This window comes from Streptomyces griseus subsp. griseus, from assembly GCF_000720255.1.
Classification (GTDB): Bacteria; Actinomycetota; Actinomycetes; order Streptomycetales; family Streptomycetaceae; genus Streptomyces; species Streptomyces griseus_I.
In genome coordinates, this window is record NZ_JOJE01000016.1 from 207,834 (window position 1) to 223,718 (window position 15,885).

Consider the following 15,885-nt stretch of genomic DNA (forward strand, 5'->3'; position numbering starts at 1 on the left):
CGTAAACCATCCACAGGGATTTCGCGCCTCGAAACCCGGCCGCGTGACCTGTTTCACTTCGTGCCCCTCTGCTGTCGCGCGACGTATCCGCACACTCACTCCGCGCCCCCCGCGTCGCCCGCGACCACCCGGACCGTCTCCAGTTCCGGGTCGCCCGGGTCGGGCAGGTGCATGCCCGCCGCCAGGCCGGTGCGCAGATAGCGCAGCACCGGTTCGGTGAGCCGTTCGCCGGGCAGGACCGCCGGGATCCCGGGCGGGTACGGCGTCACCATCTCCGCGGCGATCCGCCCGGCGGCCTCGCCCACCGGCACGTCCTCGGCGGGTCCGAAGAACGCGTCCCGAGGCAACATGGCCTGGTCCATGCGCAGTTCGGAAGGGGACGGCACGTCCACCCGCGGAGCCGGCGCCAGGTCCGGCGCCGCCCGCGCGAGGTCCTTCAGCGCGGCCAGCAGCTCGTCGGTCGTCTCCTGGTCGTCCCCGTGGGTGATCTGCGCGCCGATGCGGCGGTGGTCGGTCAGATGGGCGTCCAGGTGCCGCTCCTCGCGCAGCCAGTCCGCCGCCCGGAAGCCCGTGATCCCGAGCCCGGAGACGTCGATGACGACCGGGAGCGGGTCGAAGTCGTCGGCCAGCCCGGGACCGCAGAAGTCGGCGCGGTCGTTGACGTGCAACCCGTCGATCTCCTCGATCGCCGCCCGGACCTCCGCCGCGAGACCCAGCGCACCGCCCATGACCTCCCGCCCGCGCAGCGCCATCTGCCGGCGCCAGCCGTCGAGACCGGCGAAGATCAGCACCGACGGGCTGGTCGTGCCCAGCAGGTCCGCGCGGTTCTTCAGCAATTGCGGCGGCACGAGGTCGCCCTGGACGTGGAAGACGGACCCCTGCTCCAGGCCGCTGCCCATCTTGTGGATGCTCGTCACGCAGATGTCGGCGCCCGCGTCCATCGCCCACGACGGCAGGTCGGGATGGAAGGGCAGATGGGCGCCCCACGCCTCGTCCACGATCAGCGGCACCGAGCGCCGGTGGCAGACCTCGGCCACCGCCCGCAGATCGGCGCAGCCGCCGTACGGCGTCGGACTGGTGATCAAGGCGCCCCTCGCGTCCGGATGCGCCTCGAACGCGGCCTCGTACTCCTCGGGAGACGGGGGATGGGCCAGATGCCGTCGCGCGTCCCAGCGGGGCTCGACCCACACCGGCTCGATGCCGGAGATGATCAGGCCCGACACCACCGACTTGTGCGCGTCCCGGCCGACCAGCAGCTTCTCGTGCGGGCCTGCGACCGACAGCATCGCCGCCTTGACGGACAGGGAACTCCCGCACGTGGTGAAAAAGGTGTGCTCGGCGTGGACCGCGTCGGCCATCAACCTCTCGGCCCGCTCCAGCACCTGCCCCCGGGTGAGCCGGTCGTCCAGGCCGCCGGACGCCAGGAGGTCACCGAGGAAGACCGCGTCCCCCAGCACCTGCCGCACCGCCGGATCGGCGCCACGCGCCTGCTTGTGCCCGGGCGGCGTGAACGACAGCCGCCCCTTGCGGTGATAGTCGGCCAGGGCTTCCAGAATCGGTGCGCGGGTGTGATCGACAGCCATGCGACACGGGTTCCCCTGCCGACGACCGCCAATCAACGCCCGGCAGGGGCCGACGGCATCGCGTTCCTCCCGGTGCCCGCCGTCGGCCGGCGGTTCACCCCTGCTCGGTGCGCGCTCCGGGCTTGACTATCTCGTCCAGCACCCTGAGCACCGCCTCGTACGCCAGTCCCCGCACGACCGCGTCGCGCGCTCCGCCCGGATCGGTCTGCTCCAGCTCCTCGCCCCGCGTCCGCCAGATCCGCGTCTCCTCCTCCGCGCAGGCCCTGGCCCGCTGGATCCGGCGCAGCAATTCGTCTGAGTCCACGACATCGGTCATGGCGTCCGCGTACCCGTTCGCCGCGCTTCGATGACCTTCCGGCCACCCGTGGCCGGAAGTGAGTGAAAAGCCGGCCCGAGAACCGGAAGGAAGCGACACGTCCGGTTTGACCGGGCTCTGAGCGGTGAGCCGAACAAAAGGGACCTCCGCCGGGCCCGGCCACTTCACACCGGTGAGGCAGCATGACTCAGGGAGCGAAGGGGATGCGTGCAAAGTACATGACCGAACCCGCCGAAGCGCCGGACACCCTGGACCGGCCCCATGCCCATGGACCGTGTCGACCGGCCGACGTGCGCCACGCCATACGGTGCGTCGTGGCCTGCCGGTGCCGGGAGACCGGCTCGCCGTGCGACGAGGACGGCCTCTCCGACGCGCTGCTCGTCGCCTCGGAGCTGACCACCAACGCCATCCTGCACGGCGGTGGCGTCACGGAGTACGACGTCCAGGTCGACGGACAGGCCGTACGGGTGTCCGTCAGCGACCGCAGCGACCGACTGCCCGTGGCCACTGATCCGTTCGACGAGCGAGGACGCCGGCGCACCGGCGGCCGCGGCTGGCCGATCGTATGCCGGCTCTCCCGGGACGTCCGGGTGTCCGACCTTCCCACCGGGGGGAAACGCATCACCGCCGTGGTGCCCGTGTTCTGAAGTCACTTGTGCACGCCGGTGTTTGCCCCGACGTACCCGGGGCACACGCGGTTTCGTGCTTCGGACCGGAGGCGCGCCCGCAGGAGCGGTATCACCGCCCGGCGCCCTCCGGGACAGTCCGGACGGCCACCCCTCCTGCGGGAGCCCTGAAACCCCTGTTCCAGGAGCGCACTCGCCGTGTGAGGAACCGTGAACGGACACAAGGAGCGACACAGATGCTGAGGCCCCACCCCGCCGTCCTGCGCAGGCTCGTCGAGGACTACGAGGCGTCGAAGGCCGCGGAGAAGACCGCGCACGGGTCCGCGCCGAGCCCGCGGGCCCAGGACCTGGCGTACACCCTGTGCGTTTCGACCGGGACGCGTGACGTGAGACTGGCCCTGGAGACGGCCCGGCGCTGGCTCGCGACCACCGCCACCGCCGCCGAGCGCGGCCAACTGACGGGAGCGACGTCAGGGGCCGAATGAGCCGGTAGTGGCTGGATCAATACCCCTCGGCCCCGCCCGCGCCCCCCGGCCGGGCGGGGCCGCGTATGTCCGCCCCGACCTGGGGCATCCGGATGGCGGGAGGCCTGAATGAACACAAGGGTCATGGCACACAACGGCCGTAGGGAGGCCGAGCGGGCGGCGAAGGGATCGGTGACGGAGGGCGCCGCCAGGGCCGGGTTCACCGCGCGCGGAGTGATCTATCTGCTGGTCGGGGTGCTGGCCCTGCAGATCGCCTTCGGCGACAACGGGGAGCAGGCGGACCGGCGCGGCGCCCTCGCCGAGATCGCCCAGAAGCCCTTCGGCGCCGTACTGCTGTGGGCGCTGGGAATCGGACTGGTGGGCATGGCGGTGTGGCGGCTGTCCGAGGCGCTCTTCGGATCGACCGGGAAGGACGGCCACAAGGCGCGCAAGCGGCTGCTGTCACTGCTCAGGTGCGCCTTCTACGCCTTCGTCGCCTACTCCGTCCTGGAGTTCGCGGCGGGGTCCGGCAGCGGCGGCGGATCCAGCGACGAGCAGTCCAAGGACGTCACGGCCGAGGTCCTGCAGTGGCCCGGCGGACAGTGGCTCGTCGCCCTGGCCGGGATCGGGATCGTGGTGGCGGGCGTGTGGATCGCCGTCCAGGCGCTGCGCCGCGCCTTCCACGACAAGCTCAAGCTGGGCGCGATGTCACCCCGGACGCGACGCATGGTGGACGTGACGGGCGTGGGCGGCGGTACCGCCCGTGGCGTGGTGTTCGCCGCGGCGGGGGCCTTCGCGGTGCGCGCGGCGGTCGAGTACGAGCCCGACAAGGCCAAGGGCCTGGACGACACCCTGCGCACCTTCGCCGCCACGCCGGTCGGGCCGTGGCTGCTGGTCCTCGTCGCGGTCGGGATTGTCATGTTCGGGCTGTTCTCGTTCGCGATGGCGCGCTGGCGCCGCGTCTGACACGAAGCGCGACACCGAGGCCGGGCCGGGGCGGGATCACCGCTTCGGCTCGGCCACGGTCACCTTCAGCGGCCGCGCCAGACCCACCACGCCCTCGTCGAGGCGCTGGAGATGCCGCAGCACACGGTCGGTGATGCGACCGTAGCGCGAGGAGCCGGGCACCTCCGGGCCCAGCAGGGACGCGATGCTGGACCCCGACTCGACCTCGCCCGCGTCCGGCCGGCCCGCGACGTGCGCCGCTATCACCTGAAGGTTGTCCGCGATGCGCCGCCCCGCCCCGCCCAGCCGGGGATCCGCCGCGATCGACGGATGCGTGGGCAGCTGTTCGGCCGTCGCCGCCAGGGTCCGCGCGTGGTACGCGCAGGTCTCCAGGAGAGCGACCACGTACTGCGCGGTGTCGCGGCGGGTGCGCAGCGGGGTGATCGGGTGGGTCAGCGGCTTCGTGGACGCCCGCAGATCCGCCACGGCCTTGTCGAGGTCGCGCGCCAGGTCCAGCAGATCGGTGGCGGCCTCGCCGCTGAGCTGCTCGACCGCCGCCTCGGTGACCTCGGCGAGCCGGTTCAGCGCGGTGGCCAGCAACTCGTTCGTACGGCGGTCCGTGTGCACCGGCAGCACCAGCGCCGCCGCGACAGCCCCGCAGGCCGCGCCGAGCGCCGTCTCCTCCACCCGCAGCACCAGCACCGAAAGGCTGTAGGTGTGCAGCAGGGTGTAGAGCAGCCCCAGCATCGCGGTGACGAAGAACGACATCAGTGTGTACGACAGCGGCGCCGAGTAGAACATCGCGAAGATCAGCAGCAGCACCAGGGCGAACGCCGTCCAGGTGTGCTGCCCCACCAGCCCCGCCAGCACGATGCCGGCGACGACGCCGAACACGGTGCCCAGCAGCCGACGGTAGCCCTTGACCAGGATCTCGCCGGTGGAGGCGGTGTTGAGGAAGACGATCCAGCAGGTCAGCACCGCCCAGTACCAGCGGTGGCTGGAGAGCAGCTCGCCACCGACGATGGCGAGCGCCGACCCCACGGCGACCTGTACGGCGGCACGGGTCGTCGGTCGGCGCAGCCCGCCGTCCGCCGGCTCCTCGTCCTCGTCATCGCCCTGCTCACCGGCGGCGATGGCCGCGTCCTCGGCGTCCAGCTCCTCGCGCGAGCGGGTCGTCGCGGGGGAGTCGTCGGACTCGTCGGAGGCGTCCAGGGGCCCTTCCAGCGCGATGCGCAGGCCCAGGACCGCGCGCGCGGTCTCGCCGACGCCCCGGAAGACGTCCTGGACGGCCGGTGACGCAGGCGGCAGGTTCTCCTCGTCGCGGTAGCCGAGGAGCCGGTTGCGGATCTGGGCCAGCGAGGTGCTCATGCCCAGACCGCCGGGTCGCAGGACCAGCAGCCGGAGCGACTCCAGGTCCCGGCGCAGCGTCACGGTCGCCTCGTCCCGGTCGGGCAGCGGGTCGGCGGCCGGGAAGGACGCGCCGGGCAGATGCATGGTGATGGTGTCGGCCCGCTCCGCGGTGCGCAGGTTCAGCAGGAGCAGGCCCTGCCGCTCGGCGGCGATCTCGGCGTCGGCGATACGGCGCTGCACCAGGCGGGCCACGGCCTCGTCGGAGGTGCCCTCGCCGAGCTGGCCCTGGATCATCAGCGCGCTCTCGTGCAGCCGCGCGGTCTTCTCGCGCACGTCGGCCAGCGTCTTCTCCAGGTCGTCCGGAGCCGCGTCCAGCAGGTCGACCTGGGTGGCGAGCAATTGGGCGAGGCGGGCCCGGAAGGCCTTGCGCAGCCGCGCCAGTACTCCGGCGGGTGTCTCGCGGACCAGGGCGAAACGGGCCACCGCGCTGCACGCGAAGGCGACGGTGATCGCCTCGTACAGCTCGGGCAGTTGCCCGGTGGTGGCGCCGACGAACAGGGAGAGGAAGTAGATCTGGAAGCCGATCAGACCGAGGGCGGTGCCGCGGTCGCCGAACCGGCGGATGTAGACCGCGCCGAAGATCAGCACGACGAAGAACAGGTCACCGACGAGGACGCGGGTGTTCAGCAGCGCGCTCAGCGACACGGAGGCCAGTGCCACGGGCAGGCCCAGGGCCAGGGTGACGGCCTGCTGGGTGCGCGGCTTCTCGCGGATGGCGAAGGTGGAGACCATCGCCGCCATGGACCCCGCGACCAGGTGTGTCACGTCCGCGTGCAACAGGCTCAGCACGACCAGGGTCAGGACGATCGCCGACACCGTCCGCAGCCCGGCCGCCAGCCGCAGCAGCCCCGGATCGGACGCCGCGGCCCGATCCCGCAGCTCCGCCCACACCGACCGTCCCAACACCCTCACGCCGTCGCGCTCTCCCACCAGACACCAAGATCCGCAGCCAGCATGTCACGCCCCCCCGGCCCCACCCAACGCACCCCCGACCCCCAGGGTGTGCTCGTCCACGCAATCAGTCCAGGCCGACGACGGGAAGGGCGCCTGCGCGGCTGACCCCGGCCGCGCATTCCTCGCAGGACCGCCCACCGCCCTGCCGGTGCCCGCGCGAGCCACCGGCACAAGCCGCAGGACCGCTCCGCTTCCGCCGTCCTGCTGACACCTCCGCGAGCCCGTCCCGCCGACACCTCCGCGAGCCAGCCGTCCCGCCGACACCTCCGCGAGCCATTCGCGCAGGCCGCCGGACGGCGTGCGGCCCGCCCCTCGGGGAGGTCCCGGTGGGCGGGCCGCCGACGGTGGGTCAGGGGTGCCGGTGCTGAGCGGACTCCACTTGTTCGCGGACCTGCTCGGGGCTCAGATACGCGTCGGTGTACTCGAAGTCCTTGAGGGTGGCGGGCTTGCGGGCCTGGAAGCCGGTGCGGACGAAATCGTCGCCGGCGAGCGCGTTGAGCGTCCAGTTGGTCATGACCCGGGCCTTGGCGACATTGGTGCGCAGGGCCGACCAGTGGTAGCCGCGGGCGACGGCCTGGGCGGGCAGCCCCCGCAGTTCGATGCCGAGCGGCTTGGAGACGGCGTCCGTGCCACCGAGGTCGACCACGAGGCCCAGATCCTTGTGCACGTACGGCTCCAGCGGCCGCCCGCGCAGCGTGGCGATGACGTTGTCCGCCACGTGCTTGCCCTGCCGCATCGCGTGCTGCGCGGTCGGCGGGCAGACCGCGGCCTCGTCGCCCTTGGCCTTGTCGGGTACCGCGGCGGCGTCCCCGAGCGCGAAGACACCGTCGTTGCCGGGCAGGTTCATCTCGGCGGTGACCGCGAGGCGCCCGCGCACCGTCTCGGCACCCAGCGTGCTCATCAGCGGGCTGGCGGCCACCCCGGCCGTCCAGATCAACGTACGGGTCGGCACCACCCGGCCGTCGGTGAACGTGACCTCGTTCGCCCCCGCCTTGTCGAGCGAGACGCCCAGCGAGATCTCGATTCCGCGCCGGCGCAGGATCTCCTGCGCGCTGCGGCCGAGCTTGTCGCCCAGTTCGGGCATCAGCTTCGGGGCGATGTCGATGAGATGCCACTTGATCAGCGACGGGTCGATCCGTGGATACCGCTTGACGGCCGCGTGCGTCAGCCGTTGCAGGCACGCCGCGGTCTCGGTGCCCGCGTACCCGCCGCCGACCACGACGAACTGCAACCGGGAGGCCCGCTCCGCCGGATCGTCACTGGCGTCGGCGAGGTCGAGCTGCGAGATGACATGGTCACGGATGTACGCGGCCTCCGCGAGTGTCTTCATGCCGAAGGCGTGCTCGGTGAGACCGGGGATGTCGAAGGTACGGGTGATGCTGCCGGGCGCCAGCACGATGTAGTCGTACGGTTCGTTGACGATCTGGTCGGTGATGGTGCGGATGACGCAGACCTTGGACTTGAGGTCCACGCCGATCGCGCCGCCCGGGATGATCCGGGTGCGGTACTTGCGGCTGCGGCGCAGGGAGACGGCGATCGACTGGGGCGTCAGCACCCCCGAGGCGACCTGGGGCAGCAGTGGCAGGTAGAGCTGGTAGGAGAACGGCGTCACCAGGGTGACATCGGCCTCGTCAGGGGCGAGTTTGCGTTCGAGACGTCGTACGCACTCCACTCCCGCGAAACCCGCGCCCACCACCAGGATCCTGGGTCGTGTCACGATGGTCCATCCCTTCTGCGGCTCCAGGCGGTTTGCCTCAACGCCATTCGCGTGCCCTCGTATCGCGTCTTGGCACCTCATTGATCCCATCGCGCCCGAAGCCCTCCCGCCAGCCGGGCACGGCAGGCAGCCGAACGCGTGCGCCCCAGCATGATCCTCTGCCGCCGAAAGGGGAACCGTTCCTACCGGAACACATTGTCCGAGTCGTCCAAGCTCAGCACCTCTTCGCCCGGGATCTGCCGGGGCAGCGGCGCACGCGCCTGGTACATCGCCTCGATCTCCGCCGCGTAGTGCGCCACGATCGAGTCCCTGCGCAGCTTCATCGACGGTGTCAGCAGGCCGTTGGACAGGGCGAACGGCTCCGGCAGCACCCGGAAGACGCGGATGGACTCCGCACGGGACACGGCGCTGTTGGCCGCGGCCACCGCCCGCCCGATCTCGTCCCGCAGCGCGTTCTCCTCGCGTGCCTCCCGGCTGGGCGTGTCGCCCTGTATCGCCAGCCGGCCGCGCCAGTGCGTCAGGAAGTCCGGGTCCAGCGTGATCAGCGCGCCGACGCAGGGCCGGTTGTCGCCCACGACCACCGCCTGGTGGACGAGCGGATGCATCCGCAGCCGCTGTTCGAGCACGGCCGGGGCCAGGCTCGTGCCGCCGCTGGTGATGATGACGTCCTTCTTGCGCCCGGTGATCGTGAGATACCCGTCGGAGTCCAGGTGCCCGAGGTCCCCGGTCGCCAGCCAGCCGCCCCACAGCGCCGCCCGGGTCGAGGCCTCATCGCCCACGTAGCCCTGGAACACCGAGGGGCCCCGCACCAGGATCTCGCCGTCGTCGGCGACACTGATCTCCGAGCCGGGCAGCACCTGCCCGACCGTGCCCGACTTCTCCCGGCCCAACGGCTGCATGGTGATGCCGCCGCCGGTCTCCGTCAGCCCGTAGCCGTCGTTCACGTAGATGCCGATGCCCTCGTAGAACAGGGAGAGTTCACGGTTGAGCGGTGAGCCGCCCGACGTCGCGCGGACCACCCGGCCGCCGAACGCGGCCCGCAGTCTGCGGTACACCGTCCGCTCGAACACGGCGTGCTGCAGCCGCAGGTCCAGACCGGGCCCGGACCCACGGCCCAGCCGCTGCCGCTCCTGAGCCGTGGCGAAGTTCCGAGCCGTCTCCGCGGCCCGCTCGAACAGCGGGCCGCGGCCCGCCTGTTCGGCGGTGCGCAGGAAAGTCTTGTACATCTTCTCGAAGACCGACGGCACGGCGTAGAAATACGTCGGCCGGAAGGAACGCAGCGCCGACGACAGCGCGGCCTCACTCAGGTCCGGCTCGTGGCCCATCAGCAGGCCGCCGCGCAGACACAGGCCCTGGATCATCAGGCCGTACACGTGGGAGAAGGGCAGGAAGGCGAGGACGGCCGGCTGTTCACCGGGCCGCGCCGCCGTGCGGCCCCAGCCGGCCAGCAGCGTGTCGCACGGGCTCGCCAGGCTCCGGTGGCTCAGCGCGCAGCCCAGCGGGCGTCCCGTGGCGCCGGAGGTGTAGGCGACGACGGCGGTGGAGTCCGGCATCACGATCCGGCGCAGTGAGTCCACGGTGGCGAGCGGTACGTCCTCGCCCCGGGCCGCCAACTGCTCCAGCGCTCCGGCGTCCAGCTGCCAGACGTGCCCCAGGGACGGCAGCGTCGCGCACACCGAGCCGACCGTCATGACGGTCTGCTCGTCCTCGACGACCACGCCGACGCAGCCGGAGTCCCGCAGGATCCACTCCACCTGGTCCCGCGAGGACGTCGGCGGGATCGGGACGACCTCGGCGCCCACCGCCCACAGGGCGTACGCCAGCACCGTCCACTCGTACCGGGTGCGGGCCATCACGGCCACGCGCCGGCCGGGGGAGATGCCGGAGGCGATCAGGCCCTTGGCGAGATCGACCACCTGGTCGCGCAGTTCGATCGCGGTGATCTCCTGCCAGGTGGTGGAGGCGGGGTGGGGGCGGCGCGCCAGCACCGGCAGGCTGGGGTCGCGGTCCGCGGTGTCGAAGACGCTGTCGGCGAGCCCTCCGGTCAGGGGCGGGACGGCTGGGGGAGCGAGAGCGAGGTCGCGCATGCACTGCTCCTGACATGTACGGAATGTGACTGCGCCGACGAGAACCGTCATCGGCGGTGGTCGAATGTAGCCCAGGTGAGACCGGATGGGGCCGTGATTCGGGAAGTAGCGCGACCTTGGTGAAGGGGCGCGGATCGGGGGACTCGGACGGCATGAGTCACATCAGTCCCGATCCCGAGCCCGAACGCACCACCGGCCTCGAACCCGGCGGTGGCGTACCCCCCGGCGAAACACCCCCCGCGGAGAGCAGCCTCCCCGAGGCCGGACCGCGGGAGACGCACAACCCTCCCAAGGGTTGGGCGAAGGGCCCACTGGCCCTGATCCTCGGCCTCGTCGTCCTGGTCGCGGCCTTCTTCCTCGTGTACGCCCTGATCCTGATCTTCTGACCCCAGCCGGCCCGGGTCCTGGCGCGCACTGACCCGGGCCCGGACCCGGCAAGGCGCACCCCGTCGGCCTGGGCCCGGCGCACGCGTTCAGCAGACCCGGGCGCGGCGCGCGCACCCAGCCGGCCTGGATCCGGCGTGCTCGCTCAGCCGGGCGGGGACGGCGCGCGCATCCAGCCGGCCTGGATCCGGCCCGCGCACCCGGTCGGCCCGGGGGCGTCGGCGGCCTCCTCCTGCCCACGCGACGCGCCTGCCGCCACTCCCGGCGCACGGGTTCAGCCGGCCGAACCCGGCGTACGCACCCAGCCGGCCGTGCCCGGGCACGCGCACCCGGTCGGCCCGGGCCCGGCGTACCTGCTCAGCCGTCCTGGGTCTGGCGCACGCACTCCGTGACGACGTCGCGCAGGCTGCCCGTCCGCTCCATCAGCGCGCGCTGGATCTGGGCCCCGTTGCCGTGCCGCAGCAGTTCCTGGCAGGCCGTACGGGCGAGATCGAGATCCCCGGCGTCGCCGAGGGCGTCCTCGACGTGGTCGAGCAGGGCCCGTACGACCGTCTCGGCCGGCGTGCGCCGCATGGTCGTGGGATGCAGTAGCTCACCCGTCAGACCGGAACGGGCGGCCCGCCAGTCGGCCAGCCGCAGCAGGCTCACGCTGTGGCCCACCGGCTCCCCGCCGGGCCCCCCCCCCCCGGCCCGCGGGTTCCCCCCCCCCCCGGGGGAAGTAGATCATGCCCTCGTCGAGGATGGTGCCCGTGGCCACCATGTCGGCGACCCGACGGTGATAGCGCTCCGGCGAGTGGAACAGCTCCGTCGGACCCGCCGACGGCCAGCGCTGCCACACCCGGCTGCGGTAACTGCTGTACCCCGAGTCCCGGCCCATCCAGAAGGGTGAGTTGGCGCTCAGCGCCGCCAGCACCGACAGCCACGGCCGGACCCGGTCGACGACCGCCACCCCCTCCTCGTCCGACTCCACGGACACATGTACATGACAGCCCATGACGAGTTGTTCGCGCGTCGCGATCCCGTAGTTCTCCGCCATCCACCGGTAGCGGCGGTTCATGCCCACCGCGGGGCTGACCGGTAACGGTGACGTGGCGAGCGCGGCGACCGCGCACCCGGTCTCCCGGGCGTGCCGCGCCGCCTCCTTGCGGCAGCGCACGATCTCGTCGCCCAGTTCGGCCATCCCCGACTGCGGGTGGGTGGCGAACTCGAGCATCTGGTCGTGCAGTTCCTTCTCGAAGACGTCCTGCTCCTCCTCTTCCCGCTCGGCGTGCGCGAGGACAGCGGCCGAGAGCGCCTGCGGCTCGCCGCTCTCGGGGTCGACCAGGAGGAGTTCCTCTTCCACTCCGACGGTGCGCACGGGATGCAGCCCTTTCTGCCGGCCAACTGCGAACGACGGGAGAGCCCCGTCGTACGCCCCCGAATGCCCAGCAGGGCGTGCTTCACACGGGGTACGGCATCAGCCACACCGTGGCCAGGGGCGGCAGCGTGAGTCCGATCGAGCCGTCCTGCGGCTTCACCGGATCGGGGTTGGTGACGCCGCCGCCGCCGTAGCGGGCCGCGTCGGTGTTGAGGACCTCCAGCCAGGCGGGGACGTCGTCGGCGACGCGGAGGCGGTAGTCGTGGCGGACCACGGGGGAGAAGTTGCTGACCGCCAGCAGCGGGGTGCCGTCCCCGTCGTAGCGCAGGAAGGCGAAGACGTTGTCGTCGGCGGAGTGGCAGGCCACCCAGCGGAACCCGGCGGGGTCGGTGTCCCGCTGCCACAGGGCCGGGGTGTGGCGGTAGAGGACGTTGAGGTCGCGGACCAGGTCACGCACGCCCCGGTGGTCCGGCTCGGCGCTGTAGGCCGGGTCGAGCAGCCACCAGTCGGGGCCGTGCGCCTCGGACCACTCGCCGCCCTGGGCGAACTCCTGCCCCATGAAGAGGAGTTGCTTGCCGGGGTGGGCCCACATGAAGCCCAGGTAGGCGCGGTGGTTGGCGCGTCGTTGCCACCAGTCGCCGGGCATCTTGGAGACGAGGGCCTGCTTGCCGTGCACGACCTCGTCGTGGGAGATCGGCAGGACGTAGTTCTCGCTGTAGGCGTACACCATCGAGAAGGTCATCTCGTGGTGGTGGTACTTGCACCGCCGCTGTCGGTCGGCCGGGTCACCCCGCCCCACGCGGTCGACTCCTCCGCGATCGTCACCACGCCCGGCACCCGCCGGTACACGGTCGCGTTCATCTCTTGCAGGAACGCCATCGCGGCCAGGTCCTCCCGGCCGCCGTGGCTGTTGGCCTCCCACTGTCCGGACTCGCGCGAGTAGTCGAGGTACAGCATCGAGGCGACCGCGTCCACGCGCAGCCCGTCGATGTGGAACTCCTCGCACCAGTACACCGCGTTGGCGACCAGGCGCAGGGACCCAGTCCATGATCACGCCGATGCCGGCCCGGTGCAGGGAATCGACGAAGTACCGGAAGTCGTCGGGCGTGCCCAGCCGTGAGGTGGGCGCGTAGAAACCGGTGACCTGATAGCCCCAGGAGCCGCCGAAGGGGTGCTCGGCGACCGGCATCAGCTCGACGTGCGTGAACCCGAGGTCCTTGACGTACGGCGGCAGCTGCTCGGCGAGCTCACGGTAGGTCAGCCCCTGCCGCCAGGACGGCAGGTGCACCTCGTACACCGAGAACGGCGCCTCGTGCACGGGCGTGTCGCCGCGGTGGGCCAGCCACTCCTCGTCGCCCCACGCGTAGTGGGAGGCCGTCACGATCGACGCGGTGTCCGGCGGCACCTCCGTCCGGCGCGCCATCGGGTCCGCCTTGAGGAACCGCTCGCCGTACCGGGAGGTGATCTCGAACTTGTACTTCGTGCCCTCGCCGACCCCCGGCAGGAACAGCTCCCACACCCCGGACGCGCCCAGCGAGCGCATCGGGAACGCCGTCCCGTCCCAGCAGGTGAAGTCCGCCGCCACGCGCACGCCCTGGGCGTTCGGCGCCCACACAGTGAACCGGGTGCCGCTCACACCCTGGTGGGTCATCGGCTCCGCCCCTAGCGCCTTCCACAACTGCTCGTGGCGCCCCTCCCGGATCAGGTGCAGATCGAGCTCACCGAGCGCCGGCAGAAAACGGTACGGATCGTGCGTGGCGTGCTCGTCGCCGCCGTACACCACCACCAGCGAGTACTCCGGGACCGCGTCGAGGGGGAGTACGGCGGAGAACAGGCCCTCGCCCTCCGAGGTGAGCGGCGTGCGCTCGCCGTCGATCACGACGCTCACGGCGTCCGCGAAGGGGCGCAGGGCGCGGAAGGCGATCCCGTCCGGCACCGGATGCGCGCCCAGCAGGGCGTGCGGATCGTGGTGGGCACCCGACAGCAGGCGCGCACGGTCGCCGGCGTCCAGGGCGGGGGCCGTCGGCGGGACGGGGCCCGCCGACTCGGTCAGCGACGTGTCGCGCAGTGCCATCGGGGTCAGCCTCCTCTGACGGCGAGACGCTCGATCGCCGCCATGGGTACGGGAAGCCAGGCGGGACGGTGCCGGGCCTCGTAGAGAACCTCGTACACGGCCCGGTCCGTCTCGTAGGCACGGAGCAGGGCGTGCTTCTTGCGCGGGTCCCAACCCGCTCGCAGGGCGTAGCCGGCGCAGTAGGCCTCACGGCAACGGCGCGCCCACTCGGGCCGCCAGGGGCGGCGCTGCCGGGCGGCGTAGTCGAAGGAGCGCAGCATGCCGGCGATGTCGCGCACGGGGGAGTGGACGCTGCGCCGCTCGGCCAGCGGACGGGACGGCTCGCCCTCGAAGTCGATGACGAACCACTCCCGCCCCGCCCGCAGTACCTGCCCAAGGTGCAGGTCGCCGTGGATGCGCTGGGCGGGCGGACCGGAGTCACAGGCGACGAGGGCGGCGAAGGCGGTCCGCAGACCCGGCACGAACGGTCGCAGGGCGGGCACGGCGAGCGCGGCCGCCTCCAGGCGCTCGGTCATCGCCGTCGCCATCGCCCCGCCCCCGCCGGGATCACCGCCGGGGAAGGCCGCGGCCAGCGCGAGGTGCACGTCCGCGGTGGCCCGCCCCAGCTCGTGCGCCTCCGCCGTGAAGTCCGCACCGCGCGACAGCGCGTGCAGGGCCAGCGTCCAGCCGTCGGAGGCGTCGGGCAGGAACGGCTGGAGCACGCCGAGCGTCGCCTCCTGCGGCTGCGTCGTGCGGAACCAGGCCACCGGCGCGGGCACCCGCCCGCAGCCCTGCCCGGCCAGCGCGACCGGCACCTCCAGGTCGGGGTTGATGCCCGGCTGGATGCGCCGGAAGACCTTCAGGATCAACGCGTCGCCGTACACCAGCGAGGTGTTGGACTGCTCGGCGTCCAGCAGCCGCGGCGCGAGTCCGGAGGGCAGCGGCACGGCCGGGTCCGAGTGGAAGTGCAGGGGACCCAACGCGCCGGGGTGCCGCAGCCGCTCCAGGAGCAGATGCGCCGAACGGGGGTCCAGGAGCGCGTCGTAGACCGTGAGACCGGCGAACGGGCCGCTGTCGGCCCGCCCGATCAGGGCCCGGCCCAGGCGCGGCGACAGATGCTCCTGGACTCCGATGAGCAGCTGGTAGCAGTCGCCGCCGGGCGTGGCGGTGCCGCCGCCCGGTGTGGGGACCGGCGCGTGGTCCGCCTGCACCAGAAGATGCAGACAGCCCGGATACAGCTCGGTCATGGACAGCAGACGCAGGTCCGTGACCGGTCGGTCCTTGCCGGCGAACCAGCGCTGCCGCGGCAGCCACTCGCGCAGCAACTCCCCGAGCGACGCCATCGGCTGGGCGATGCCGGTACTGCTCGGGGCGAGAGATGCGGTCTTCGGCATGGTGACGCGTCCTTTCCTCGGCGCACGCTCAGTGGCGGCGGCCGATGCGGGATGCGACTCGGGCGAGCCGGAACCAGTAGAAGCCGTGTCCTGCGAGGGTGAGCAGGTACGGCAGTTCGCCGATCGCGGGGAAGCGCACCCCGCCGAACAGCTCGACCGGGTGGCGTCCGTCGAACCTGCGCAGGTCCAGCTCGGTGGGCTGGGCGAACCGGGAGAAGTTGTTCACGCACAGCACCAGGTCGTCCTCGTACTCGCGCAGGAAGGCGAGGACCGCGGGGTTGGAGGAGGGGAGCTCCGTGAAGGTCCCCAGCCCGAAGGCGGGGTTCTGCTTGCGGATCTCGATCATGCGGCGGGTCCAGTGCAGCAGCGACGAGGGCGAGGACATCGACGCCTCGACGTTGGTGACCTGGTACCCGTGGACCGGATCCATGATCGTCGGCAGGTAGAGCCGGCCGGGGTCGGCCGCGGAGAACCCGGCGTTGCGGTCGGGGGTCCACTGCATCGGCGTACGCACGCCGTCGCGGTCGCCGAGCCAGATGTTGTCGCCCATGCCGATCTCGTCGCCGTAGTACAGGATCGGCGAGCCCGGGAGGGA

At 72.1% G+C, this 15,885-nt stretch carries 11 protein-coding genes and 2 pseudogenes; 4 read left to right on the forward strand and 9 right to left on the reverse strand.

The annotated features are described in order from the left end of the window. Positions 1-95: 95 nt before the first annotated feature. Both IG99_RS23090 and IG99_RS23095 read right to left on the reverse strand, forming a co-directional pair. The gene (locus tag IG99_RS23090; protein ID WP_037676770.1) at positions 96-1,583 is read right to left on the reverse strand and encodes an aminotransferase class I/II-fold pyridoxal phosphate-dependent enzyme; all 1,488 of its coding nucleotides are present in this window, start codon (positions 1,581-1,583) and stop codon (positions 96-98) included. A 94-nt stretch (positions 1,584-1,677) separates the two neighbouring features. Further along, positions 1,678-1,899, reverse strand: coding sequence for a hypothetical protein (locus IG99_RS23095; RefSeq protein ID WP_037676771.1), 222 nt, complete (start codon positions 1,897-1,899; stop codon positions 1,678-1,680). 203 nt (positions 1,900-2,102) lie between these two features. Here IG99_RS23095 and IG99_RS23100 point away from each other — a divergent pair, with 203 nt between their 5' ends. From IG99_RS23100 to IG99_RS23110, 3 genes are all read left to right on the forward strand, one after another. Then, positions 2,103-2,546: an ATP-binding protein gene (locus IG99_RS23100; RefSeq protein ID WP_037676772.1), complete on the forward strand. Its 444-nt coding sequence runs from the start codon at positions 2,103-2,105 to the stop codon at positions 2,544-2,546. 215 nt (positions 2,547-2,761) lie between these two features. After that, positions 2,762-3,010 (forward strand): DUF5133 domain-containing protein, encoded by a 249-nt coding sequence (locus IG99_RS23105; RefSeq protein ID WP_037676773.1) that lies wholly within the window; start codon positions 2,762-2,764, stop codon positions 3,008-3,010. Between the two features lie 108 nt (positions 3,011-3,118). Beyond that, positions 3,119-3,955 (forward strand): DUF1206 domain-containing protein, encoded by an 837-nt coding sequence (locus IG99_RS23110; RefSeq protein ID WP_037676774.1) that lies wholly within the window; start codon positions 3,119-3,121, stop codon positions 3,953-3,955. A gap of 36 nt (positions 3,956-3,991) precedes the next feature. On the opposite strand, the gene IG99_RS23115 is transcribed toward IG99_RS23110, so the two are convergent. From IG99_RS23115 to IG99_RS23125, 3 genes are all read right to left on the reverse strand, one after another. Continuing rightward, entirely contained in the window at positions 3,992-6,256 is a 2,265-nt protein-coding gene (locus IG99_RS23115) for an FUSC family protein (protein ID WP_234311923.1), read from the reverse strand. A gap of 391 nt (positions 6,257-6,647) precedes the next feature. Then, the gene (locus tag IG99_RS23120) at positions 6,648-7,994 is read right to left on the reverse strand and encodes an NAD(P)/FAD-dependent oxidoreductase (RefSeq protein WP_394298042.1); all 1,347 of its coding nucleotides are present in this window, start codon (positions 7,992-7,994) and stop codon (positions 6,648-6,650) included. A 203-nt stretch (positions 7,995-8,197) separates the two neighbouring features. Beyond that, complete coding sequence (locus IG99_RS23125; RefSeq protein ID WP_037676775.1) at positions 8,198-10,102, reverse strand: AMP-dependent synthetase/ligase; 1,905 nt, start codon at positions 10,100-10,102, stop codon at positions 8,198-8,200. A gap of 152 nt (positions 10,103-10,254) precedes the next feature. On the opposite strand from IG99_RS23125, the gene IG99_RS23130 reads away from it, so the two are divergent. Further along, positions 10,255-10,488: a DUF6480 family protein gene (locus IG99_RS23130; protein WP_037676776.1), complete on the forward strand. Its 234-nt coding sequence runs from the start codon at positions 10,255-10,257 to the stop codon at positions 10,486-10,488. Positions 10,489-10,843: 355 nt separating this feature from the next. Here IG99_RS23130 and IG99_RS23135 read toward each other — a convergent pair. The 4 genes and pseudogenes from IG99_RS23135 to IG99_RS23150 form a co-directional block, all read right to left on the reverse strand. Continuing rightward, a pseudogene (locus IG99_RS23135) lies at positions 10,844-11,843 on the reverse strand (YbdK family carboxylate-amine ligase). Positions 11,844-11,925: 82 nt separating this feature from the next. After that, positions 11,926-13,917 (reverse strand): annotated as a pseudogene (gene glgB / locus IG99_RS23140) (1,4-alpha-glucan-branching protein). Positions 13,918-13,922: 5 nt separating this feature from the next. Then, on the reverse strand, positions 13,923-15,290 hold the full coding sequence (locus IG99_RS23145) for a maltokinase N-terminal cap-like domain-containing protein (protein WP_037676777.1): 1,368 nt from the start codon (positions 15,288-15,290) through the stop codon (positions 13,923-13,925). 28 nt (positions 15,291-15,318) lie between these two features. Next, positions 15,319-15,885 (reverse strand): alpha-glucosidase C-terminal domain-containing protein (locus tag IG99_RS23150; protein WP_037676778.1); only part of this gene is annotated, 567 nt, incomplete at its 5' end.

Bases quoted from the DNA above. Each gene is read 5' to 3' on its own strand.
- IG99_RS23090 (WP_037676770.1), bottom strand. From the start codon at position 1,583: ATGGCTGTCGATCACACCCGCGCACCGATTCTGGAAGCCCTGGCCGAC.
- IG99_RS23095 (WP_037676771.1), bottom strand. From the start codon at position 1,899: ATGACCGATGTCGTGGACTCAGACGAATTGCTGCGCCGGATCCAGCGG.
- IG99_RS23100 (WP_037676772.1), top strand. From the start codon at position 2,103: ATGCGTGCAAAGTACATGACCGAACCCGCCGAAGCGCCGGACACCCTG.
- IG99_RS23105 (WP_037676773.1), top strand. From the start codon at position 2,762: ATGCTGAGGCCCCACCCCGCCGTCCTGCGCAGGCTCGTCGAGGACTAC.
- IG99_RS23110 (WP_037676774.1), top strand. From the start codon at position 3,119: ATGAACACAAGGGTCATGGCACACAACGGCCGTAGGGAGGCCGAGCGG.
- IG99_RS23125 (WP_037676775.1), bottom strand. From the start codon at position 10,102: ATGCGCGACCTCGCTCTCGCTCCCCCAGCCGTCCCGCCCCTGACCGGA.
- IG99_RS23130 (WP_037676776.1), top strand. From the start codon at position 10,255: ATGAGTCACATCAGTCCCGATCCCGAGCCCGAACGCACCACCGGCCTC.
- IG99_RS23145 (WP_037676777.1), bottom strand. From the start codon at position 15,290: ATGCCGAAGACCGCATCTCTCGCCCCGAGCAGTACCGGCATCGCCCAG.